Genomic DNA, 23,077 nt, shown 5'->3' with positions numbered 1-23,077 from the left:
TTCGGCCGATCAAACGGGGTCGAGATCACCCCTCGACCATTCCTCCATCGTTTCCGCCATGAAATCGGCGAAGCGGCCCTCGGAGATCGCCTTGCGGATGCCCTGCATCAGTTCCTGGTAATAAGCGAGATTGTGCCAGGAGAGCAGCATGCCGCCGAGGGCTTCGTTGGCGCGGACGAGATGATGGAGATAGGCGCGCGAATAATCGCGCGAGGCCGGGCAGTTCGACTGTTCGTCGAGCGGGCGCATATCCTCGGCATGGCGGGCATTGCGGATATTCACTTTGCCGCGGCGGGTGAAGGCCAGGCCATGGCGGCCGGAGCGGGTCGGCATGACGCAGTCGAACATATCGATGCCGCGGGCGACGGATTTGAGGATATCGTCGGGCGTGCCGACGCCCATGAGGTAACGCGGCTTTTCAACGGGCAGGACCGGAAGCGTCTCTTTCAGCATATTCAGCATCACGTCCTGCGGCTCGCCGACCGCAAGACCGCCGACGGCGTAGCCCTTGAGATCGAGCTTTGTCAACGCCTCGGCCGAACGGATGCGCAGCGCCGGGATATCGCCGCCCTGGACGATGCCGAACATGGCCTTGCCAGGTTGGTCGCCGAAGGCCACCTTGCAGCGCTCGGCCCAGCGGAGCGACATTTCCATGGCGCGCTCGATCTCCTTGGGCTCGGCCGGCAGCGCCACGCATTCGTCGAGCTGCATCTGGATATCGGAGCCGAGCAGTCCCTGGATTTCGATGGAGCGCTCCGGCGACATGTGATGCAGGCTGCCGTCGACATGCGACTTGAAGGTGACGCCCTGCTCGTCGAGCTTGCGCAGGCCGGCGAGCGACATGACCTGGAAACCGCCGGAATCGGTCAGGATCGGATGTTCCCAGCGGATGAGCTTGTGCAGGCCGCCAAGCCGGGCGACGCGCTCGGCGGTCGGGCGCAGCATCAGATGGTAGGTGTTGCCGAGGATGATGTCGGCGCCGGTTTCGCGCACCTGGTCGAGATACATGGCCTTGACGGTTCCGACCGTGCCGACCGGCATGAAAGCCGGCGTGCGGATCGTGCCGCGCGGCATGGAAATCTCACCGAGACGGGCGCCGGCATCGCTCTTCTCGAGCGTGAATTGGAAGTTCTCTGTCATCTAGTCTTTCCGGAAAAGAAGGCTCGCGTCGCCGTAGGAGTAGAAGCGGTAGCCCGTGGAAATGGCGTATTCATAGGCCGCGTGCATGGTTTCGAAGCCGGCGAAGGCCGAGACGAGCATGAACAGCGTCGAGCGCGGCAGGTGGAAATTGGTCATCAGCATGTCGACCGCCTTGAAGCGGTAACCGGGCGTGATGAAGATGCCCGTGGCCCCGGCCCAGGGCTTGATCTCTCCACTCTCCTCGGCGGCACTCTCGATCAGCCGCAACGAGGTGGTGCCGACACAGATGATGCGCCCGCCTCTTTGCTTTACCGCGTTCAGCCGGGCAGCGGTTTCTGCGCTGACATAACCGCTTTCGAGATGCATCTTGTGATCGTCGGTATCATCGGTCTTGACGGGCAGAAAGGTGCCGGCGCCGACATGCAGCGTAACGAAATGACGTTCGATGCCGGCCCTGTCGAGTGCTTCGAACAGGCCAGGCGTGAAATGCAGGCCGGCGGTGGGGGCTGCAACGGCGCCCTCCTCGCGGGCATAGATCGTCTGGTAATCGACGCGGTCGCGATCATCATCGGGGCGCTTGGCGGCGATATAGGGCGGCAGGGGAATATGGCCGACGGCGGCGATCGCCTCGTCGAGCACCGGACCGGAAAGATCGAAGGCGAGCGTCACTTCGCCGGCTTCGCCCTTTTCCTCCACGGTCGCATCGAGCGAGCCGATCATGCAGCTTTCGCCGCTGTGGCCAAAGGCGATGCGGTCGCCTTCCTTAACGCGCTTGCCCGGTTTGGCGAAGGCCTTCCAGCGGCTCGGACCGACGCGCATGTGCAGCGTTGCCGAGACCTGCTGCCCGCCGGCGCCGTCGCGATGGCGGATGCCCTCGAGCTGGGCGGGAATGACTTTCGTATCGTTGAAGACAAGCGCGTCGCCGGCGCGCAGGAACGACGGCAGATCGGAAACGCGATGATCCGAGAGGGTGCTTGCCGCATTTGCATTCACGACGAGCAGCCGCGCGCTGTCACGCGGCTCGGCGGGCCGCAAGGCGATGCGCTCCTCGGGCAGATCGAAATCAAAAAGGTCTACGCGCATAAGTGCACTTTCAGGCAAAGCGAAACCCGCCCCGCGCTCTCGCGCAAGGGCGGGTTTCAGCAGAAATCACAATCAGACGTCGGCGGCAACCCGCATGGAGACGATCGAGTCCGGATCGGAGACAGGCTCGCCGCGCTTGATCTTGTCGACATTGTCCATGCCTTCGATCACCTGACCCCAGACGGAATACTGCTTGTTCAGCCACGGTGCGTCGGTGAAGCAGATGAAGAACTGCGAGTTGGCCGAGTTCGGGTTCTGCGAACGGGCCATCGAGCAAGTGCCGCGAACATGCGAGGTGGCGGAGAATTCCGCCTTCAGGTCCGGCTTGGCGGAGCCGCCCATGCCCGCGCGGCCGGGATTGAAGGTTTCAGAACCCTTCTTGCCATATTCGACATCACCCGTCTGGGCCATGAAATCCTGAATGACGCGATGGAAGACGACGCCGTCATAGGCCTTCTCGCGGGCGAGTTCCTTGATGCGGGCGACGTGCTCCGGGGCGACCTGCGGCAGAAGCTGAATGACAACCTTGCCCTTCGTGGTTTCCAGAATGATGGTGTTTTCGGGATCCTTGATCTCGGCCATTGTCTTCTCCTCTTGTTTCTCTCGTAATTTACTTCTTGCCCAGGGTGACCTTGATCATCCGGTCGGGATTTTTGACTTCCCCGTTCCGGCCTTCGCCGCGCTTGATCTTGTCGACATTCTCCATGCCGGAAACGACCTTGCCGACGACGGTGTACTGACCGTTCAGGAAGGAACCATCGGCGAACATGATGAAGAACTGCGAGTTGGCGGAATTCGGATCCTGCGAGCGGGCCATGCCGACGGTGCCGCGCACGAACGGTGTCTTGGAGAATTCAGCCGGGATGTCGGGCATGTCGGAGGAGCCGGTGCCGGCGAGGCTCGCATCGAAGCCCTTCTCCATGTTGCCGTATTTGACGTCGCCGGTCTGGGCCATGAAGCCGTCGATGACGCGGTGGAAGGCGACGTTGTCATATTCGCCCTTCTTGGCAAGCGCCTCGATCTGGGCGACATGTTTCGGCGCTACATCCGGCATCAGCTGGATCACCACCGGGCCGTTCTTCAGCTGAACGGTGAGATAATGATCGGCCGACTGGGCCAACGCATCCCCCGCGAAGGAGGCGAGATACAGCACGCCGGCAAATGCGAGATAGAAGAGTTTCATGTGAGCTCCGTTGCGGCGTTATCCGCCTAGGCTTTTGCGCTTGCTAGTTTGGGCGCTTGGATGTGAGGGCTTGCAGGACGGCGGCCGGGACGAAAGCGCTGACATCGCCGCCCATGGCGGCGATCTGGCGGACCAATGTGGCGGTAATGGGCCGCGACGCCGTGCCGGCCGGCAAAAAGATGGTCTGGATGTCGGGCGCCATCGTTCGGTTCATGCCGGCCATCTGCATTTCGTAGTCGAGATCCGTGCCATCGCGAAGGCCGCGAATCAGAAGGGTGGCGCCATGGGCGCGGGCGGCATCAACGACCAGATTGTCGAAGGCGACGACCGTGATGTCGCTGGTCTTGCCGGGCAAGGCTTCGGCCAGCGACAGGCGGATCAGCTCGGCTCTCTCTTCGAACGAAAAGAGCGGCGCCTTGCCGGGATGGATGCCGATCGCGACGATGACTTTTTCGGCGACGTTCAGCGCCTGGACCAGAACATCCACATGTCCGTTGGTGATCGGGTCGAAGGACCCAGGATAAAAAGCTGTCGTCATCTGGCCCGGCCATTCGTTTGACGCCTTTTGTCACGGATGCGGACTTGTCGCAAGTGATTTACCCGGCCGTGGCGCACGGCTGAACAGCGGATGAACATGCCATTCAAGGCCGTTTCAGAGGGGATCTGTTTAACTCGGATCATCAACCCAGCCGATGCCATTCCGGCAGCCGGCGCTCCCCGAAAGACCGAAATCCATGCTGATCGTGCTCGTTGCACTCGCCACTGTTCTCTCCCTCGCCGCCGAGATAGCCTATGGCCACTTCGCCGATCGCTACGAGGTGAGCTGGGTGCGGCCGGAGCTTGCCGAACATGCGGCGATCGTGCGCGCCCAAAGGCCGCTGCGCGGAAATGAAGACCGACTGCGCTAGGAAAAACGGACTTCGAATCTGAACGCCAGATGAACGAGACATTCAAGGAGGCTTCAGATCGCCATTGGTAAACACCCGCTCAACATCCGGCGGAACCATTTTTAAACGGATGCGTTCACTTAACCGACACAGAAATGCGTCAAAGCGCGGCAGGAAGGACCAAAAATGCCCGGCAAGATTACGATGATTAACGTGCTCTGGATGGTCATGGTCACGGGCATGCTCACCGCAACTGTCGCTCTTTACGATCAGAAGGTCGATACCTCCAAGGTTTATGGTCCCTATGCTTCGGCTCGCACGGCCGTACTGGGCCAGTACTGAGGAGCGAGTACGCAACTCCCCGGGAAAGGAATGCCTATGTTCACGATCTTGACAGTGCTCACCGCCCTCATCAGCGTCATGTTCATCGTGTCTGTGGCCTCGACGATATCAGCGCTGCGGCGCGAAGGCGAAGAGGTGAAGGCGCTGAACGAAAAGCATAGCGCGTTCTGACATTTCCTCTCTTCCCCTCCCATGAGCGGCACCATTCGCCGCCTGGGCCTTTCAAAGCCGGATGCAAACAGCGTCCGGCTTTTTTCTTGGGCAGTGAGTGAGCCAACTGAATGCTTCAGCCTGCAAGCAAGGCCCTAACAGAAAAGGGCGGCTGGAAGCCGCCCCGTTCATTCGATCATTCTTCGGCAGCACCGCCCGGATCGCCATCGGCGACAGGCGTCTCATCGGCGCCTTCGACGGTCCCTTCCGTCTCATCCTCCTCCGGCTCGCTGATGCGCTCGACCGAAACGACCTTCTCGTCCTTGGCCGTGGAGAAGATGGTGACGCCCTTGGTGGCGCGGCTGGCGATGCGGATGCCGCCGACCGGTACGCGGATCAACTGGCCGCCATCGGAGACGAGCATGATCTGGTCGCCGTCATCGACTGGGAAGGCTGCAACGAGTTCGCCGATCTCGCCGGTCTTCGACGTGTCGGTGGCGCGGATGCCCTTGCCGCCACGGCCGGAGATGCGGAAGTCGTAGGAAGACGAACGCTTGCCGAAGCCCTTTTCGGAGACGGTGAGCACGAACTGCTCGCGTGCCTTCAGCTCTTCGTAGCGTTCGTCGGAGAGCTGTCCCTCCTCGGTGACTTCCTCGCCGACAAGCGCGATATCCTCTTCATCGACGCCCGTCGCGCGACGCTCGGCGGCGGAACGCTTGAGATAGGCGGCCCGTTCCCACGGCTCCGCATCGACATGGCCGACGATCGTCATCGAGATGATGCGGTCGCCCTCGCCGAGATTGATGCCGCGCACGCCGATCGAGTTGCGGCCGGCAAAGACGCGGACGTCGTCGACGGAGAAGCGGATGCACTGGCCGAGCGCCGTGGTCAGGAGAACGTCGTCCCGCTCGGTGCATGTCTCGACGGAGAGGATTTCGTCGCCCTCCTCCTCCAGCTTCATGGCGATCTTGCCGTTGCGGTTGACCTGGACGAAGTCCGACAGCTTGTTGCGGCGAACCGTACCGCGCGTTGTCGAGAACATGACGTCGAGATTGTCCCAGCTCGCCTCGTCCTCGGGCAAGGGCAGGATGGTGGTGATGCGTTCGCCGGGTTCGAGCGGCAGCATGTTGATCAGCGCTTTGCCGCGCGAGGTCGGCGTGCCGATCGGCAGACGCCAGACCTTCTCCTTATAGACGATGCCGCGGGAGGAGAAGAACAGGACCGGCGTATGGGTATTGACCACGAATAGCCGGCTAACGAAATCCTCATCGCGGGTCGTCATGCCGGAGCGGCCCTTACCGCCGCGGCGCTGGGCGCGGTAGGTGGTCAGCGGCACGCGCTTGATGTAGCCGAGATGCGAGACGGTGACCACCATGTCTTCGCGGGCGATCAGATCCTCGTCGTCCATCTCCAGGCCGCCATCGACGATCTCGGTGCGGCGTGGCGTGCCGAACTCGTCGCGGACGGCGGAAAGCTCGTCCTTGACGATGGTCTGGATGCGGACACGCGAGGAAAGAATATCGAGATAATCCCGGATTTCCTCGCCTATCTTATTGAGCTCATCACCGATTTCGTCACGACCGAGTGCAGTCAGGCGGGCAAGGCGCAGCTCGAGAATAGCGCGCGCCTGCTCTTCCGAGAGGTTGTAGGTGAGATCGTCGTTGATGCGGTGGCGCGGATCGTCGATCAGACGGATCAGGCTTTCGACATCTTCGGCCGGCCAGCGGCGCGTCATCAGCTCTTCGCGGGCCGACTGCGGATCCGGCGCCTGACGAATGACGCGAATGACTTCGTCGATATTGGCGACGGCGATGGCGAGACCAACCAAGACGTGGGCGCGCTCGCGCGCCTTGCGAAGCAGAAATTTCGTTCTCCGGCTAACGACTTCTTCGCGGAAGGAGACGAAGGCGCGCAGCATGTCGAGTAGCGTCAACTGCTCCGGCTTGCCGCCGTTCAGCGCCACCATATTGCAGCCGAAGGAGGTCTGCAGCGGCGTGTAGCGGTAAAGCTGATTGAGGATGACCTCGGCATTGGCATCGCGCTTCAATTCGATGACGACGCGATAGCCCTGGCGGTCGGATTCGTCGCGCAGATCGGAGATGCCTTCGATGCGCTTTTCACGCACCAACTCGGCCATCTTCTCGATCATCGTCGCCTTGTTCACCTGATAGGGAATTTCGGTGATGATGATCTGCTCGCGGTCGCCACGCATCGGCTCGATGGTGGCGACGCCGCGCATGATGACGGAGCCGCGGCCGGTCTCGTAGGCCGAGCGGATGCCGGCACGGCCGAGGATCTTGGCGCCTGTGGGGAAGTCAGGGCCGGGAATGATCTGCATCAGTTCCGGCAGCTCGATCGCCGGATCGTTGATCAGCGCAATGCAGCCGTCGATAACTTCCGACAGGTTGTGCGGCGGAATGTTGGTCGCCATGCCGACGGCGATACCGCCGGCGCCGTTGACGAGCAGGTTCGGGAATTTGGCGGGAACCACGACCGGCTCGGACAGCGTGCCGTCATAGTTGTCGCGGAAGTCGACGGTTTCCTTGTCGAGATCGTCGAGCAGCGAATGGGCAGCCTTTTCCAGGCGGCATTCGGTGTATCGTTCGGCCGCCGGCGGATCGCCGTCGACCGAGCCGAAATTGCCCTGACCGTCGATCAGCGGCAGGCGCAGCGACCAGGGCTGCGCCATGCGGGCGAGCGCGTCATAAATCGCGGCGTTGCCGTGCGGATGGTATTTACCCATCACGTCGCCGGTGACACGGGCGCATTTGACGTATTTCTTGTTCCAGTCGATGCCGAGCTCGGACATGCCGTAGAGGATGCGCCGGTGCACGGGCTTCAGGCCGTCGCGCACGTCGGGCAGCGCGCGGCTGACGATGACGCTCATGGCGTAATCGAGATACGACCGCTGCATTTCCTCCATGATGGAGATGGGCTCGATGCCTGGCGGGAGCTTCCCGCCGCCGGGGGGTGTTTGCTCAGTCAAAACAGATCACGATCTCTTCTAGAATCACTTGAAGATTTATAGCGGAAAGCCTGTTCCCACGCCAATTTCCGAGCGCGTTTTGAACAGGCTTTTGCGGCCGAAAAAGGGTAAAGCACAGGACTTGTGCGGCCGGACCGGACAAATCCGCCGCGGGCCGCCGCGGCATATTTGCCAAATCCAAATCCCCGCTTCACAATCGCAGAAAATCACGCACCCATATGGGCTTTCGGAGAGACGATGGCAAGCGCCGACCAATTGATCAACGCCTTCACGACGCTTCTCGTCACCATCGATCCGCCGGGGCTCGCACCCATCTTCCTGGGGCTGACCACCGGCATGAGCAGAGCCCAGCGTACGCAGGTGGCGCTGCGCGGCTCGACCATCGCCTTCATCATCCTCGCGGTCTTCGCGCTGTTCGGGGCCGGCGTGCTCGGCGTGCTCGGCATTTCGATCGGCGCCTTCCGCATCGCCGGCGGCCTGCTGCTCTTCTGGATCGCCTTCGAGATGGTGTTCGAGCGGCGCCAGGAGCGCAAGGAGAAGGCCTCGGAGGCTGCGGTCACCAAGGATCATATCGAGAATGTCGCCGTCTTTCCCCTCGCCTTGCCGCTGATCGCAGGCCCGGGCGCGATCTCGGCGACGATTCTGCTTGCCGGCACACTGCCGTCCTCGGTCGAAAAAGCGCAGCTGATCGCCGTCATCGCCGCCAACCTGCTGCTGACTTTCCTGATGCTACTGATCGCCGAAAGGCTCGACCGCTTCCTCGGCGTCACTGGCCGGGCGATCCTGACGCGGCTGCTCGGGGTCATCCTCGCCGCCCTTGCAGTGCAGTTCGTCGTCGACGGTGCGAAGGCGGCGCTCAATCTGATCAGCGCGACGCCGCATTGATCGGATAATCAACGAGAGCATTGACGCCGTCTTCGAACCTCCTGCTCCGAAGTACTACCACGGAGGTCCACCGGTCAGAACGGAAAATCAGAACGCGCGTATAGACTGAATGGGAGGATCAAATCGTCGCTTTCTACGAAAATATCTCGCTCCGAGTGCGGACTTGCTGGATAAATGTGTTCCGAACCCTTACCGATTTGGACACGTACCACACCCACAGGCCGGTGATGATAGTCGCAAATACGCTCGGGGCAACAATCTCGGCTGTCAGAAGTTGATTAACACCGATACCTAGGGCGGTGGAAACGAAGGCAATATCGAGTACGAGGGCGACTGGGATAGCTATCCACTGATAGAAGAACAACTTCGGAAATATTCTGTCCTTTTTAAACATAAACCAGACTACCACTACTTGAAGCGCCATAAGCGCAAAGTTCAAGGCGGCCTCGCCAATAAACACCAGTTGGCCTCCTCCGCCACCATCATATTCAGCATAATTTTCTATCGACTTCGCAACAGCTCCCAGTGTTTTAAGTAGTCCTACGACCTCTGCTATTGCTAAAAGCAGAAGCCACCCACCGAAACCCGACGGGCCGTTGACTGGGTCTGTTGTTCTCCTGGCTGATCTAACAGCAAAGTAAATTGGCACTCCGAAAAATAGAAAAACAATCAACCAATGCCAAATAGAAAACGATCCCATCAGCAAATCCCCCGAAAGCCTGAAATCTCCACCTGCATAAGGCGGTTCCGTTCATCCCCGACACCAGTTCTGCCCGATCACCCGCTTTTATTCGCGGAGCATCTGGAACCAATCTCGCAAAAGACCACTTGGCGTCTCGCCGACCGAGCCCGAGCAAGGAAGTCGGACAATTTCAATCCGTTCTTCCAATGCTGATCCGCCGGGGTTCGCACAATTCTCTTTAGAACGGGATGTCGTCGTCGAGATCGCGCGAGAAGTTGCCGCCGCCGCCGCGGCTCGGCGATGATGAAGGAGCCGGGGCGCCGTAGTCATCGCCGTAATCGTTGTTGCTGCTGCCGCCACGGCCACCGCCGAAGCCGGAGCTCGCGCCGCCGCCATCGCCGCGGCCGTCGAGCATCGTCAACGTCGAATTGAAGCCCTGCAGCACGACCTCCGTCGAGTAGCGGTCCTGGCCCTGCTGATCCTGCCATTTGCGGGTCTGCAACTGGCCTTCGATATAGAGCTTGGCGCCCTTCTTCACATATTGCTCGACGACCTTGCAGAGGCCTTCGTTGAAGACGACGACAGTATGCCACTCGGTCTTTTCGCGGCGTTCGCCGGAATTGCGGTCGCGCCAGGTTTCCGAGGTCGCGATGCGGAGGTTGGCGATCGGCCGGCCATCCTGAGTGCGGCGGATTTCAGGGTCTGCACCCACGTTTCCAACCAGAATTACCTTGTTCACGCTACCAGCCATGCTTTTCACCCTGCCTGCCGCCCTGCCCGGCGGCGTTGATCGATCGGCGCACCTTAAACCATCGCGGACCGCCAATGCGCGTAAACGGTCGTTCATCCACATGTTTATCCATCAGAAAGCCGCATGCATTCATCAGGAATTTTGTTCTTTATTTGTTCTAGTTTATCCGTATGATCCTGTCAACAGAATCGAAAACCTTGAGCCATCCAGGATATTCAGCCTCGACTCGCCCGTCGGCATCACTAAATAAGGGCTGTTATCCAGAAAACCAAAGCAGAGACGATGAGCGAACTGAAGACGATCTCCATCCGCGGCGCGCGCGAGCACAATCTGAAGAGCATCGATCTCGATCTGCCGCGCAACAAGCTGATCGTCATGACCGGGCTTTCGGGATCCGGCAAATCCTCGCTCGCGTTCGACACCATCTATGCCGAGGGCCAGCGGCGTTATGTCGAAAGCCTGTCGGCCTATGCCCGGCAATTCCTGGAAATGATGCAGAAGCCCGATGTCGACCAGATCGACGGGCTGTCGCCTGCCATTTCGATCGAGCAGAAGACCACCTCGCGCAACCCGCGCTCGACGGTCGGCACGGTCACCGAGATCTACGATTACATGCGCCTGCTCTTTGCCCGCGTCGGCGTTCCCTATTCGCCGGCGACAGGCCTGCCGATCGAGAGCCAGACCGTCAGCCAGATGGTCGACCGCATCCTCGCTTTCGGCGAGGGTACTCGTCTCTATATTCTCGCGCCGCTCGTGCGCGGCCGCAAGGGCGAATACAAGAAGGAACTGGCGGAGCTGATGAAGAAGGGCTTCCAGCGCGTCAAGGTCGATGGCCAGTTCTACGAGATCGCCGAGGCGCCTGTTCTCGACAAGAAATACAAGCACGACATCGACGTGGTGGTCGACCGTATCGTCGTGCGCCCGGATGTCTCGGCACGCCTGGCCGACAGCCTTGAAACCTGCCTGAAGCTCGCCGACGGGCTGGCGATCGCCGAATTCGCCGACAAGCCGCTGCCGCCGGAAGAGACCTCGGCCGGCGGTTCGGCCAACAAGTCGCTGAACGAAACGCATGAGCGCGTGCTGTTTTCGGAGAAATTCGCCTGCCCGGTCTCGGGCTTCACCATCCCGGAAATCGAACCCAGGCTCTTCTCCTTCAACAATCCCTTCGGCGCCTGCCCGACCTGCGACGGTCTCGGCGCCCAGCAGAAGATCGACCCCGACCTGATCGTGCCCGAACCGGAGCGGACTTTGCGCGACGGAGCGATCGCGCCCTGGGCCAAGTCGACCTCGCCCTATTACAACCAGACGCTGGAAGCGCTCGGCAAACATTACGGCTTCAAGCTCGGCACCCGCTGGAACGACCTGTCCGACGAGGCCAAGGACGTCATTCTCAACGGCACCGACGACAAGATCGAGTTCCACTACGCCGACGGCGCCCGCTCCTATACGACGCACAAGAATTTCGAGGGCATCATCACCAATCTCGAACGCCGCTGGAAGGAGACCGATTCCGCCTGGGCGCGCGAGGATATCGAGCGCTTCATGTCGGCCGCCCCCTGCCCGGCCTGCAACGGCTTCCGCCTGAAGCCGGAAGCGCTGGCGGTGAAGATTGACAAGCTGCATATCGGCGAAGTCACCGGCATGTCGATCCGCATCGCGCGCGACTGGTTCGAGGCACTGCCGGCGACGTTCAACGCCAAGCAAAACGAAATCGCCGTCCGCATTCTCAAGGAAATCCGCGACCGCCTGCGCTTTTTGAACGATGTCGGCCTGGAATATCTGAGCCTTTCGCGCAATTCCGGCACGCTATCGGGTGGCGAGAGCCAGCGCATCCGGCTCGCCTCGCAGATCGGTTCGGGGCTGACGGGCGTGCTCTACGTGCTCGACGAGCCGTCGATCGGCCTGCATCAGCGCGATAACGCCCGGCTGCTCGACACGCTGAAGCACCTGCGTGACATCGGCAACACCGTCATCGTCGTCGAGCATGACGAGGATGCGATCCTGACGGCCGACGACGTGGTGGATATCGGTCCGGCCGCCGGCATCCATGGCGGTGAGGTTATCGCCCATGGCACGCCGCAGGACATCATGGACAATCCGAAGTCGCTGACCGGCAAATATCTCTCCGGCGAACTCGGCGTTCCCGTTCCCGAAGAGCGCCGTAAGCCGAAGAAGGGCCGCGAAATTAAGGTGATCGGCGCACGCGGCAACAATCTGAAGAACGTCACCGCGTCGATCCCGCTCGGCGTCTTCACGGCGGTGACCGGGGTTTCCGGCGGCGGCAAATCCACTTTTCTGATCGAGACGCTCTATAAATCGGCGGCTCGCCGCGTCATGGGCGCGCGCGAAATTCCGGCCGACCACGACCGGATCGACGGTTTCGAGCATATCGACAAGGTGATCGATATCGACCAGTCGCCGATCGGCCGCACGCCACGCTCGAATCCGGCGACCTATACCGGCGCCTTCACGCCGATCCGCGATTGGTTCGCCGGCCTGCCGGAAGCCAAGGCGCGCGGCTACCAGCCGGGCCGCTTCTCCTTCAACGTCAAGGGCGGACGCTGCGAAGCCTGCCAGGGCGACGGCGTCATCAAGATCGAGATGCACTTCCTGCCCGATGTCTACGTCACCTGCGACGTCTGCCACGGCAAGCGCTATAACCGCGAGACGCTCGACGTGACCTTCAAGCAGAAGTCGATCGCCGACGTGCTCGACATGACGGTGGAGGAAGGCGTCGATTTCTTTGCGGCAGTCCCCGCCGTGCGCGACAAGCTGCAATCGCTGAAGGATGTCGGCCTCGGTTACATCAAGGTCGGTCAGCAGGCCAATACGCTCTCGGGCGGCGAAGCGCAGCGCGTCAAGCTCGCCAAGGAACTGTCGAAACGTTCGACCGGACGCACGCTCTACATTCTCGACGAGCCGACGACCGGCCTACACTTCCACGACGTCGCCAAGCTCCTGGAAATGCTGCACGAGCTCGTCAACCAGGGCAATTCCGTCGTGGTGATCGAGCACAATCTCGAAGTCATCAAGACAGCGGACTGGGTGCTCGATTTCGGCCCCGAAGGCGGCGATGGCGGCGGCGAGATCGTCGCGACCGGCACACCGGAAGCGATCGTCAGGGAAAAGCGCTCCTATACCGGCCAGTTCCTGAAGGAGTTGCTGGAGCGGCGGCCGGCGAAGAAGGCGGTCGCGGCGGAATGACCATGAGGTTGGCGTCGCCCGACGATCTCCAAACGGAATATCGCGCTCTATAGTGTCTTCGGGTTCCGGAAAACGGGTCGCAGGCCGAACCCTTATCGGCCAGGATGGACGCTCATCGACATGACGAAAGAGATTCATGCGGCTTGACTGCCGCGAACTGGGAGGACGACATGACGAAATCCGGCACTATCCGCACCGGCGTCGGCGGCTGGACCTTCGAGCCCTGGCGGGGGCATTTCTTTCCCGCCGATCTGAAACAGAAGGACGAGCTGCATTATGCCAGCCGTCAGTTGAAGGTCATCGAGGTCAATGGCACCTATTACAGCACGCAAAAGCCTGCGGTCTTTGCGAAATGGGCAGCGGATGTGCCCGATGGCTTTATCTTTTCGCTGAAGGCAACGCGGTTCGTCACCAATCGGCGGGTGCTCGCGGAAGCCGGTGAATCGATGGAGCGCTTCCTCACATCCGGAATAAGCGAGCTCGGCGATCATCTCGGGCCGCTGCTCTGGCAATTCGCGCCGACAAAGAAATTCGATCCGGACGATTTCGAAGCCTTCCTGAAGCTGCTGCCGGCAAAGCAGGACGGACTGGCGCTCCGTCACGTGGTGGAGGTGCGGCACGATTCCTTCAAGGTGCCGGAATTCGTTGCTCTGCTTGCTAGATATGGCGTGGCGCCGGTTTGTGCCGAACATTTCGAATATCCGATGATCGCCGATGTGACGGCAGATTTCGTCTATGCCCGACTGCAGAAGGGATCGGATGATATTCCGACCTGCTATCCCGACAAGGATCTGAAGGCCTGGGCAAAGCGGCTCGAGACCTGGGCCGAGGGCAAAGTTCCGGACGATCTGCCGCTGATCGACGGGGATCGTCAGGTGAAGGCTGAGCCGCGCGACGTCTTCGCCTTCATGATCCACGAGGGGAAGGTCAATGCGCCGCACGGGGCGATCGCGCTGCAGCAGTTGCTGGCGAAATAGGCGATTGAGACTTAGCCCGGGCTAAAGCGGCAACACCTCGGCTGCAAGCTCTTCCGCCGTCAGCCCCTTGCCGGCGCGCTGGCCAGCCTCTCCGTGCAGCCAGACGGCGGCGGCCGCAGCTTCAAAAGTCGGCAGGCCCTGGGCGAGCAATCCGCCGATGATGCCGGCAAGCACATCGCCGGAACCTGCCGTGGCAAGCCAGACAGGCGCATTGGTATTGATGAGCGCGCACCCGTCCGGCGAGGCGATTACGGTATCGGCGCCCTTGTAGACGATCGCGGAATTGGCCCGGCGGGCGGCCGCCACCGCCTTGTCTACCTTCCCCAGCGTTTCGTCGTCGCCAATATCCGGAAAGAGCCGCGAAAATTCACCCTCGTGCGGCGTCAGCACCAGACGCGGCTCGCCTTGGAAAAGGTCAAAAAGCTGTTGCGGATCGTCCTTGAACGAAGAGATGCCGTCGGCATCGAGCACGAGTCGGCGATCGGCAAGCGCGGTGACGAAGCCGCGGGCTCTCGCGCCGACACCGAAGCCGGGACCGAGGACGAAAGTCTGCAGCCGCTTGTCGGACAGCCACTCTGTCAGATCCGCCGCGTCGTCGACTGCATGCAGCATGACGGCTGTGAGTTGCGCGGCATTGGCGGCCATCGCTGCGCCGGGGGCGGCGATCGTTACCAGGCCGGCGCCGGCCTTCAGGCCGGAGACGGCCGACATGCGGGCAGCCCCGGTCTTGTCGGCCTCGCCCGAAAAAACAACCAGATGGCCGCGCTTGTATTTGTGGGTTTCCAGCTGCTCGGCCGGCAGCACGCCCTTCCAGGCGTCAGGTGTGTTCTCGGCGATGGCGCCGCCCGCCTCAGCCCGGATGATCCGGGCGGGAATGCCGATGTCGAAGACTTCCAACTCGCCGCAAAGCTCCCTGCCCGGCATCAGGAGATGGCCGGGCTTGCGGGTCATGAAGGTGATGGTATTGCGAGCCTGGAAGGCAGCACCCAGCACCTTGCCGGTGCGGCCATCGACGCCTGAGGGCAGATCGATGGCGAGCACCGCAATACCGGCCTCGGCGACACGCTTGGTCAAGGCAGCCACATCGGCCGGCACCGCGCGCCCGAGGCCTGCTCCGAACAGACCGTCGATGACGACGTCGCCGGCTTCCGGCAGATAGCGGCCGAGTTCTTGGCCCTGCAATGCGCAGCCGGCCCGAGCGCGGGCGGCATCGCCTCTCAGCTTTGCGGGATCGCCGAGATGAAAAAGCGCCACGGTCGCTCCGGCCTCCAGGAGATACCTTGCCGCGACATAGGCGTCGCCCCCGTTGTTGCCGGGGCCGCAGAGCACGACGAACCGCAGCGCCCCAGAATGAAGCCTGAGCGCGGCAGCAGCGGCGGCGGCCCCTGCCCCTTCCATCAGGCCGAAGGAATCGATTCCGGAGGCAGCTGCGGCAGCATCGATGGCGCTCATTTCGGCAGGCGTCACCAGAAGCTCGGAGAGATGTTTGCTCATCAGCCTATTCAATTCAAAAAACGCACAAAAAACAACCGTCTGGAGAGAAGCGAAAGAGATCTAAATTTGTGCACTTGCTTATATTTTAATCGACTCGCAACTTGGTTTTGCAATCGAAGGAAAACCTGACTTTTCCGGTTTTCGGCCGATTTTTCTCCGATAGCCGACGTTTTTCCACCCCCCTCGTCACCAAATCGACATTAAATTCCCCGCAGACGCGCCGGTTTCGACAAAATCGACGTCTTTTTTCGATAAGACGGATTTCAAACTGGCACGATATCTGCATCATATCCGCGAGCGGGAACATCCCTGCCATAACAGGAGAAGCGGAGAGACATTTTCTCATGAAAAAGATCGAAGCGATCATTAAGCCCTTCAAGCTGGACGAAGTGAAGGAAGCCCTTCAGGAAGTCGGCCTGCAGGGTATCACAGTCACGGAAGCCAAGGGCTTCGGTCGTCAGAAGGGCCACACGGAACTCTACCGCGGTGCCGAATACGTCGTCGATTTCCTGCCGAAGGTGAAAGTCGAGGTGGTGCTGGCCGACGAAAACGCCGAGGCGGTCATCGACGCGATCCGCAAGGCGGCTCAGACCGGCCGCATCGGCGACGGAAAGATCTTCGTCTCCAATGTCGAAGAGGTTATCCGCATCCGCACCGGCGAGACCGGCATCGATGCCATCTGACCACTTTGCCTACCGCGCAAAGTCCGATACCGTCACCGCGCCCACCTATTGTCATTGCTAATTGGAGGAAGGTATTTAATGGCGACCGCAAGCGAAATTCTGAAGCAGATCCAGGAAAACGACGTGAAGTTCGTCGATCTGCGCTTCACCGATCCGAAGGGCAAGTTGCAGCATGTGACGATGGATGTTGCCGTCGTCGACGAAGACATGTTCGCCGACGGCGTGATGTTCGACGGCTCCTCGATCGGCGGCTGGAAGGCCATCAACGAGTCCGACATGGTGCTGATGCCCGATACCGAAACGGTGCATATGGATCCATTCTTCGCCCAGTCGACCATGGTCATCGTCTGCGACATTCTCGATCCGGTCTCCGGCGAGGCCTATAACCGCGATCCGCGCGGCACCGCCAAGAAGGCTGAAGCCTATCTCAAGGCCTCCGGCATTGGGGACACGATCTTCGTCGGCCCGGAAGCCGAATTCTTCGTCTTCGACGACGTCAAGTACAAGGCCGATCCCTACAATACCGGCTTCAAGCTCGATTCGACCGAACTCCCGTCGAACGACGACACCGATTATGAAACCGGCAACCTCGGCCATCGCCCCCGCGTCAAGGGCGGCTATTTCCCGGTTCCCCCGGTCGACAGCGCCCAGGACATGCGTTCGGAAATGCTGACGGTGCTCTCGGAAATGGGCGTCGTCGTCGAAAAGCATCACCATGAAGTCGCCGCCGCCCAGCACGAACTCGGCATCAAGTTCGACACGTTGGTGCGTAACGCCGACAAGATGCAGATCTACAAATACGTCGTGCACCAGGTGGCGAACGCCTACGGCAAGACGGCGACCTTCATGCCGAAGCCGATCTTCGGCGACAATGGCTCGGGAATGCACGTGCACCAGTCGATCTGGAAGGGCGGCAAGCCGACGTTTGCCGGCGACGAATATGCCGGCCTCTCCGAGACCTGCCTGTTCTATATCGGCGGCATCATCAAGCACGCCAAGGCGATCAATGCCTTCACCAATCCGTCGACGAACTCCTACAAGCGTCTAGTCCCGGGTTATGAGGCGCCCGTTCTGCTCGCCTATTCGGCCCGCAACCGGTCAGCCTCCTGCCGCATTCCGTTCGGCTCCAACCCGAAGGCCAAGCGCGTCGAAGTCCGCTTCCCGGATCCGACCGCCAACCCCTATCTCGCCTTCGCCGCCATGCTGATGGCCGGCCTCGACGGCATCAAGAACAAGATCCATCCCGGCAAGGCCATGGACAAGGATCTCTACGATCTGCCGCCGAAGGAACTGAAGAAGATCCCGACCGTCTGCGGTTCGTTGCGCGAAGCGCTCGAAAGCCTCGACAAGGATCGCAAGTTCCTGACCGCCGGCGGCGTCTTCGACGACGACCAGATCGATGCCTTCATCGAGCTGAAAATGGCAGAGGTGATGCGTTTCGAAATGACGCCGCATCCTGTCGAATACGACATGTATTATTCGGCCTGATCGGCCGCCACGCGGAAAGTCCCGGTTCGCCGGGACTTTTACCTCCCCGGTCATGAACGGCAGAAGGAGGATATGACGTTCATGTGACGCGCTGGTGCAAAATTCTTGATTTGCACCGCACCAATCACCAAATTTGGTGATGAAAGGAAGTCGTACCATGAAAGAAAGACTAGCAAAGTTCAGTATCGGCGAAGTGGTCCGGCACAAGGTTTTTCCGTTTCGCGGCGTCATCTTCGATGTCGATCCGGAATTCGCGAATACCGAGGAATGGTGGAACTCCATTCCCGCCGAAGTGCGCCCGAGCAAGGACCAGCCCTTCTACCATCTGCTCGCCGAAAACGACGAAAGCGAATATGTCGCCTATGTCTCCGAGCAGAACCTGGTGAATGACGAAAGCGGCACGCCGCTTCGCAACCCGCAGATCTACCAGATTTTCGATCAGGCTCCGTCCGGGCAGTTCAAACCCAAGATGAGCTTCGCCCACTAATAAGATCAGACACGCCGATCGATGAAACGAGGCCTCGCATCTCCCGGCGAGGCCTTTTTCTTGGCGAGAAACAAAAAAACCGGCACGAAGCCGGGTTTTTTGTTCAAGCCTGTCGGCTAGATTACTGAGCCTTGGCAGCCTTCTGAGCGTCTTCCAGCTTCTTGCGAGCCTCTTCAGCCTTCTTCTGCATGCCTTCCTGCAGGCTGCGCTGGCTTTCGGCGAGCTTGGATTCGGAAACCGGTTCGCCGTCGTAAGCGCCGGTGAAGCCTTCGAGCGAGATCTTGATCGGGTTCGGCGCGCGGCGGAAGTTGATCGAGGTGAAGATCACGTCGCTGCCCTTCTTGAGGCTGGCGATCATCGCGTCGGTCAGCGGAATTTCAGCGGTGCACTTGTCCGGCAGGCAGACGGCATAATCGAGCTTCTGGCCCTTGCCGCCGTCGATCTGCATGCTGATGCCCGGAGGAATGAGGCGTGCCGTGGGAACGGAGACCTGCAGGAGCTTGCGGTTGATCTTGCCGGTGACCGAAATCAGGCCGACAGCCGTGACGAGCTGGCCGCCATTGGCGAGAATCAGGTTCTGGACGACGCAGATGTCGTTGTCTTCCTGCTTGCTGCAGGTCTTGTACCAGCCGAGCTTCGGCGCGCCAGCGGCCTGTGCCGGGGCATCGGCCGGAGCCTGCGCCGCCGCATCCTGTGCGAAGGAGGAGACCGGTGCCGAAGCGCCGAACACCACTGCCAGAACGGACAGTGCTGCCCGCATTTTCTTTTCAGACTTGAACATCATAACGAATTCCGTCTCCTGATATCCGTTCGGAGCAGCGACGTGCTGCCCCAACCATCGGGTCGTTCGGCACTCCACCTCATGGAAAAATAAGGCAAATGCATGACCCCGAAACTTCGGGTTCACCTGTTACATCGCAGCGTTCAAGATATCCAGCTTTTCTTTGGCAATTTTAGAGTCAATTTCATCGGCAGGCCAAAGAAATCGCGCCTGCGTGTTGGAATTAGTCGACCCCATGCTAATCTCGCGATGAATCATGCACTTATTTTTCGCGGATCAAGGATTGCCGAATGCTCCGGATCATCGTCCCCCTCGTCCTCTCCTTGCTATGCGGCACCGTCGCCGCCGAGCCGCTGCACGGCATCGCGATGCATGGCGAGCCGGCCTTGCCGCCTGACTATAAGCACTTTCCCTACGTCAATCCCGACGTGAAGAAAGGCGGCAAGATCACCTATGGCGTCGTCGGCACCTTCGACAATCTCAACCCGTTCATCCTGAAGAGCATGCGCACGACGGCGCGCGGCATGTGGGATCCGGAATATGGAAACCTCGTCTACGAATCGCTGATGCAGCGCTCCCGGGACGAACCTTTCACGCTTTACGGCCTGCTTGCCGAAACGGTCGAATGGGATGAGGACAGGAGCTTCATCCAGTTCAACCTCAATCCGAAAGCGAAGTGGTCCGACGGTCAGCCGGTGACGCCGGAGGACGTGATGTTCACCTTCGAACTGATGCGCGACAAGGGACGCGTGCCCTACTCCAACCGCATCAACGTCGTCGCCAAGATGGAGAAGGTCGGCGAGCACAGCGTACGCTTCACCTTCAACGACAAGGCAGACCGCGAGACGCCTCTGATTTTCGGTCTTTTTCCGGTGCTGCCGAAACACGCGGTCGATCCGGAAACCTTCGACCGCACGTCCCTGACGCCGCCGGTCGGTTCCGGTCCCTACAAGGTGAAGACGGTGAAGCCCGGCGAGAGCATCACCTATGAGCGCGATCCGACCTACTGGGGCAAGGACATTCCGGCCAAGGTTGGCACTGACAATTACGACCAGATCACCGTCCAGTATTTCCTGCAGGACACGACGCTGTTCGAAGCCTTCAAGAAGGGCGATGTCGACCTCTATCCCGACGGCAATCCCGGCCATTGGGCCAATGCCTATAACTTCCCGGCCGCCACCTCCGGGGCCGTCATCAAGGACGTGTTCACACCGAAACTGCCAAGCGGCATGCTCGGCTTCGTGTTCAACACGCGCCGGCCGATCTTTGCCGATCCGAAGGTGCGCGAAGGCCTGTCGCTGGTGTTCGATTTCGAATGGGCGAACAAGAATCTCTATTCCGGCGCCTACAAGCGGACGCAGAGTTTCTGGCAGAACTCGGAACTCTCGAGCTTCGGTGTTCCCGCGAATGCGGCCGAGCTTGCGCTGCTCGGGCCGATCAAGGACAAAATCGCGCCTGAAATTCTCGAGGGCATCTATAAGCTGCCGGTCACCGACGGTTCCGGACGAGACCGCAATGTGCTGAAGCAGGCCGTCGCGCTTCTGAAACAGGGCGGCTATGCGATTCAGGGTGGCAAGATGCTTGACGCCTCCGGCCGCCAGCTCGCTTTCGAGATCATGACGCAGAATGCCGACCAGGAGAAGCTTGCCGTCGCCTATCAGCGTTCGCTGCAGACGATCGGCATTGCGGCTTCGATTCGCACTGTCGATGATTCGCAGTATCAGAGCCGGACGAACAGCTTCGATTACGACATGATCATGAAGTCCTATACCTCGTCGCTATCACCTGGAAACGAGCAGCTCGGCCGCTGGTCTTCGGCTGCACGCACCCGCGAGGGGACCGATAGTTTTGCCGGCGCCAACGATCCCGATCTCGATACGCTGATCGACCATCTGCTGAGGGCACGCTCTGCGGAAGATTTCACCGCGGCGGTGCGCTCCTACGACCGGCTGCTGCTATCCAGCCATTACGTCCTGCCGCTATATCATATGGACCAGCAGTGGGTTGCGCGCAGCAAGCGCATCGGCCATCCCGACGCGGTACCGCTTTACGGCTACCAGCTGCCGGTTTGGTGGGATACAAGCGCCCAATAGAAGCGGCCGAAAAACTTCGGACCTATGTCTCCCCCGGAGACACACAGAAGGAACATCATCATGGAGCGCATCACCATCGACGTCGTCTCGGATGTCGTCTGCCCCTGGTGCTATCTCGGCAAGGCGCGGCTGGAGCTTGCCATTGCGGAAGTGCAGGACGAGATCGGCGTCGACATCAACTGGCGGCCGTACCGGCTCAATCCCGACTATCCCAAGGAAGGTGTCGACCAGAAGAAGGCGCTGGCGGAGAAGCTCGGCGGCGAGGAGCGCGTGGCGCAGGCGCACAAGATGCTGACCGATTACGGTCGTGAGGTCGGCATCGCCTTCGATTTCGAAGCGATCAAGATCGGCCCGAACACGCTCGACGCCCACCGGCTGATCCACTGGGCGATGATCGAAGGCCGCGAGAAGCAGGACAAGGTCGTCACCGCCTTGTTCAAGGCGAATTTCGAGGAAGGCCGCAATGTCGGCGACCATGCGGTGCTGCTCGACATCGCCGAGAAGGCCGGCCTCGACCGTTCGGTCATCGCCTCGCTGCTTGCGTCCAATGCCGATAGCGATCTGATCGTCGCCGAAATCAAGGCCGCGCAGGAGATGGGCGTCAACGGCGTGCCGTTTTTCATCTTCGACCAGCAGTATGCCGTCAGCGGCGCTCAGACGCCTGACGTGCTGGCGAACGCGTTGCGCGACATCGCAAAGGCAAAGGCCGAGGCGCGATCGGGATTGAACTGAGTCAATCGATGCGAATCGAGATCGAACAGCCGCGACAAAGTTGGATCGAGGATTTCGCAGCGCTCAAGCGCGCCCTCATGGGCGCAGCACCCGCCGGAGCTTATCTGCATCATATCGGCTCGACGGCCATTCCCGGCCTTCCGGCCAAGGATATCATCGATCTCCAGCTTACGGTCAACGATCTGGCCGAGGTCGATGCCGACGCATTCGAACAGGCCGGTTTCGAGCGCCGGCCCATCACCATCGACCACTGCCCTCCGGGACTTGAACTGGCGGAAGGCGAACTGCGCAAGGCCTTCTATCGCAGCAAAGGACGCCCGGCCAATCTGCATATCCGGCAAAGAGGCCGTTTCAATCAGCGCTACTCCCTGCTCTGCCGAGACTTCCTGCGCGCCCATCCGACGGCAGCCAACGCCTATGCGCTGATCAAACAGCGGCTCGCCCAGCGTTTCCCCGAGGACGTCGATTTCTACTACGACATCAAGGACCCGGTATTCGACATCATCATGGACGGCGCCAATGAATGGGCAAAGCTGATTGGCTGGTCGGAGCCACCGGGCGACTGAAGCCGCGACTTTAACTCAGCCCAGAACCGGAACACAGCGCACTTCGGTCTTCACCGAATTGGCGATGAAACATTCGTCGTGGGCGCGATGATGCAGAGCTTCGAGTTCGCCCAGAGCGGGCTGCTTTTCACGGCTGAAGACGACGTGTGGCCTCAGCGTCACGACAGTCATGGCGAGACGGCCTTCGGCATTCTTCTCCATCACGCCCTCGGCGGTATCGGTGTAGCTGTCGACACAAAAGCCCTGTTTGGCGGCAAGGGAGAGGAACCAGAGCATGTGACAGCTCGAAAGCGAGGCAATGAAGGCTTCCTCCGGATCGACTGCGTCTTCGGCTGAATAAGGCAGCGGAACGACATGCGCGGATGAGGATGCCCTCACCTCGATACCGCTGTCGAAGGTCCAGCGATGGGCGCGGCTGTAGCGGTTGTCGGTGAAGGTCTCGCCATGTCGTTCCCAGGCAATTGTCGCGCCATATGTCGCCAT

The 23,077-nt window shown here is 60.5% G+C and carries 23 protein-coding genes and 2 pseudogenes; 14 read left to right on the top strand and 11 right to left on the bottom strand.

Features of this window, described 5'->3' with window-relative positions; translation table 11 throughout:
* Positions 1–9 precede the first annotated feature (9 nt).
* From tgt to coaD, 5 genes are all read right to left on the bottom strand, one after another.
* Entirely contained in the window at positions 10–1,140 is a 1,131-nt protein-coding gene (gene tgt, locus AMK02_RS10715; RefSeq protein ID WP_064802595.1) for a tRNA guanosine(34) transglycosylase Tgt, read from the bottom strand.
* A complete protein-coding gene (gene queA / locus AMK02_RS10710; protein WP_064802593.1) occupies positions 1,141–2,223 on the bottom strand; it encodes a tRNA preQ1(34) S-adenosylmethionine ribosyltransferase-isomerase QueA in 1,083 nt (360 codons plus the stop codon). It abuts the gene before it with no gap.
* Between the two features lie 72 nt (positions 2,224–2,295).
* Positions 2,296–2,805, bottom strand: a complete 510-nt coding sequence (locus tag AMK02_RS10705; RefSeq protein ID WP_064802591.1) for a peptidylprolyl isomerase — start codon at positions 2,803–2,805, stop codon at positions 2,296–2,298.
* A 28-nt stretch (positions 2,806–2,833) separates the two neighbouring features.
* Positions 2,834–3,406, bottom strand: coding sequence for a peptidylprolyl isomerase (locus tag AMK02_RS10700; protein WP_064802589.1), 573 nt, complete (start codon positions 3,404–3,406; stop codon positions 2,834–2,836).
* Positions 3,407–3,449: 43 nt separating this feature from the next.
* Positions 3,450–3,944 (bottom strand): pantetheine-phosphate adenylyltransferase, encoded by a 495-nt coding sequence (gene coaD / locus AMK02_RS10695; protein ID WP_064802587.1) that lies wholly within the window; start codon positions 3,942–3,944, stop codon positions 3,450–3,452.
* Positions 3,945–4,034: 90 nt separating this feature from the next.
* Between coaD and AMK02_RS10690 the strand changes: the two are divergent.
* The 3 genes and pseudogenes from AMK02_RS10690 (at position 4,035) to AMK02_RS32465 (ending at position 4,806) form a co-directional block, all read left to right on the top strand.
* Positions 4,035–4,314 (top strand): annotated as a pseudogene (locus AMK02_RS10690) (hypothetical protein).
* A gap of 165 nt (positions 4,315–4,479) precedes the next feature.
* A complete protein-coding gene (locus AMK02_RS31710; protein WP_003539654.1) occupies positions 4,480–4,635 on the top strand; it encodes a hypothetical protein in 156 nt (51 codons plus the stop codon).
* A 36-nt stretch (positions 4,636–4,671) separates the two neighbouring features.
* Positions 4,672–4,806, top strand: a complete 135-nt coding sequence (locus AMK02_RS32465; RefSeq protein WP_010056528.1) for a hypothetical protein — start codon at positions 4,672–4,674, stop codon at positions 4,804–4,806.
* A gap of 175 nt (positions 4,807–4,981) precedes the next feature.
* Here the strand turns inward: AMK02_RS32465 and gyrA are convergent, their stop codons facing one another.
* Positions 4,982–7,771 (bottom strand): DNA gyrase subunit A, encoded by a 2,790-nt coding sequence (gene gyrA / locus AMK02_RS10685; protein WP_064802585.1) that lies wholly within the window; start codon positions 7,769–7,771, stop codon positions 4,982–4,984.
* Positions 7,772–8,008: 237 nt separating this feature from the next.
* On the opposite strand from gyrA, the gene AMK02_RS10680 reads away from it, so the two are divergent.
* Entirely contained in the window at positions 8,009–8,656 is a 648-nt protein-coding gene (locus AMK02_RS10680; RefSeq protein ID WP_064802583.1) for a MarC family protein, read from the top strand.
* Positions 8,657–8,789: 133 nt separating this feature from the next.
* Here AMK02_RS10680 and AMK02_RS10675 read toward each other — a convergent pair whose 3' ends face one another.
* Positions 8,790–9,356: a DUF2569 family protein gene (locus AMK02_RS10675; RefSeq protein WP_064802581.1), complete on the bottom strand. Its 567-nt coding sequence runs from the start codon at positions 9,354–9,356 to the stop codon at positions 8,790–8,792.
* Between the two features lie 220 nt (positions 9,357–9,576).
* On the bottom strand, positions 9,577–10,089 hold the full coding sequence (locus AMK02_RS10670) for a single-stranded DNA-binding protein (RefSeq protein ID WP_064802580.1): 513 nt from the start codon (positions 10,087–10,089) through the stop codon (positions 9,577–9,579).
* On the opposite strand from AMK02_RS10670, the gene AMK02_RS31120 reads away from it, so the two are divergent.
* From AMK02_RS31120 to AMK02_RS10660, 4 genes and pseudogenes are all read left to right on the top strand, one after another.
* Positions 10,088–10,339: a hypothetical protein gene (locus AMK02_RS31120; RefSeq protein ID WP_123876199.1), complete on the top strand. Its 252-nt coding sequence runs from the start codon at positions 10,088–10,090 to the stop codon at positions 10,337–10,339. The two genes, AMK02_RS10670 and AMK02_RS31120, sit on opposite strands and share 2 nt — an antisense overlap.
* A 32-nt stretch (positions 10,340–10,371) precedes the next feature.
* Positions 10,372–13,293 carry an excinuclease ABC subunit UvrA gene (uvrA, locus tag AMK02_RS10665; RefSeq protein WP_064802578.1) on the top strand — a complete coding sequence of 974 codons (2,922 nt, stop codon included), beginning with the start codon at positions 10,372–10,374 and terminating at the stop codon, positions 13,291–13,293.
* Between the two features lie 30 nt (positions 13,294–13,323).
* Positions 13,324–13,440: pseudogene (locus AMK02_RS32100) on the top strand (GNAT family N-acetyltransferase); the annotation flags it as partial.
* 23 nt (positions 13,441–13,463) lie between these two features.
* The gene (locus tag AMK02_RS10660; protein WP_064802577.1) at positions 13,464–14,270 is read left to right on the top strand and encodes a DUF72 domain-containing protein; all 807 of its coding nucleotides are present in this window, start codon (positions 13,464–13,466) and stop codon (positions 14,268–14,270) included.
* 21 nt (positions 14,271–14,291) lie between these two features.
* Here the strand turns inward: AMK02_RS10660 and AMK02_RS10655 are convergent, their stop codons facing one another.
* Positions 14,292–15,764 carry a bifunctional ADP-dependent NAD(P)H-hydrate dehydratase/NAD(P)H-hydrate epimerase gene (locus AMK02_RS10655; RefSeq protein WP_064802575.1) on the bottom strand — a complete coding sequence of 491 codons (1,473 nt, stop codon included), beginning with the start codon at positions 15,762–15,764 and terminating at the stop codon, positions 14,292–14,294.
* A gap of 344 nt (positions 15,765–16,108) precedes the next feature.
* On the opposite strand from AMK02_RS10655, the gene AMK02_RS10650 reads away from it, so the two are divergent.
* From AMK02_RS10650 to hspQ, 3 genes are all read left to right on the top strand, one after another.
* On the top strand, positions 16,109–16,447 hold the full coding sequence (locus AMK02_RS10650; protein WP_003539626.1) for a P-II family nitrogen regulator: 339 nt from the start codon (positions 16,109–16,111) through the stop codon (positions 16,445–16,447).
* 78 nt (positions 16,448–16,525) lie between these two features.
* Positions 16,526–17,935, top strand: a complete 1,410-nt coding sequence (gene glnA, locus AMK02_RS10645; RefSeq protein ID WP_064802573.1) for a type I glutamate--ammonia ligase — start codon at positions 16,526–16,528, stop codon at positions 17,933–17,935.
* A 157-nt stretch (positions 17,936–18,092) separates the two neighbouring features.
* Positions 18,093–18,422 carry a heat shock protein HspQ gene (gene hspQ, locus AMK02_RS10640; protein ID WP_064802571.1) on the top strand — a complete coding sequence of 110 codons (330 nt, stop codon included), beginning with the start codon at positions 18,093–18,095 and terminating at the stop codon, positions 18,420–18,422.
* 121 nt (positions 18,423–18,543) lie between these two features.
* Here the strand turns inward: hspQ and AMK02_RS10635 are convergent, their stop codons facing one another.
* Positions 18,544–19,206 carry an invasion associated locus B family protein gene (locus tag AMK02_RS10635; protein WP_064802569.1) on the bottom strand — a complete coding sequence of 221 codons (663 nt, stop codon included), beginning with the start codon at positions 19,204–19,206 and terminating at the stop codon, positions 18,544–18,546.
* Positions 19,207–19,493: 287 nt separating this feature from the next.
* On the opposite strand from AMK02_RS10635, the gene AMK02_RS10630 reads away from it, so the two are divergent.
* The 3 genes from AMK02_RS10630 to AMK02_RS10620 are packed head-to-tail and all read left to right on the top strand — an operon-like array spanning position 19,494 to position 22,594.
* The gene (locus tag AMK02_RS10630) at positions 19,494–21,296 is read left to right on the top strand and encodes an extracellular solute-binding protein (RefSeq protein ID WP_064802567.1); all 1,803 of its coding nucleotides are present in this window, start codon (positions 19,494–19,496) and stop codon (positions 21,294–21,296) included.
* Between the two features lie 60 nt (positions 21,297–21,356).
* Complete coding sequence (locus AMK02_RS10625) at positions 21,357–22,028, top strand: DsbA family oxidoreductase (protein ID WP_064802565.1); 672 nt, start codon at positions 21,357–21,359, stop codon at positions 22,026–22,028.
* Positions 22,029–22,036: 8 nt separating this feature from the next.
* Entirely contained in the window at positions 22,037–22,594 is a 558-nt protein-coding gene (locus AMK02_RS10620; RefSeq protein ID WP_064802563.1) for a GrpB family protein, read from the top strand.
* A gap of 15 nt (positions 22,595–22,609) precedes the next feature.
* Here AMK02_RS10620 and AMK02_RS10615 read toward each other — a convergent pair whose 3' ends face one another.
* Positions 22,610–23,077, bottom strand: a complete 468-nt coding sequence (locus AMK02_RS10615; RefSeq protein WP_064802561.1) for an OsmC family protein — start codon at positions 23,075–23,077, stop codon at positions 22,610–22,612.

Origin of the sequence: Rhizobium sp. N731, from assembly GCF_001664145.1 — a bacterium.
GTDB lineage: Bacteria > Pseudomonadota > Alphaproteobacteria > Rhizobiales > Rhizobiaceae > Rhizobium > Rhizobium esperanzae.
The sequence above is the reverse complement of the archived record's forward strand: the minus strand, read 5'-3'. Positions and strand labels throughout refer to the sequence as shown.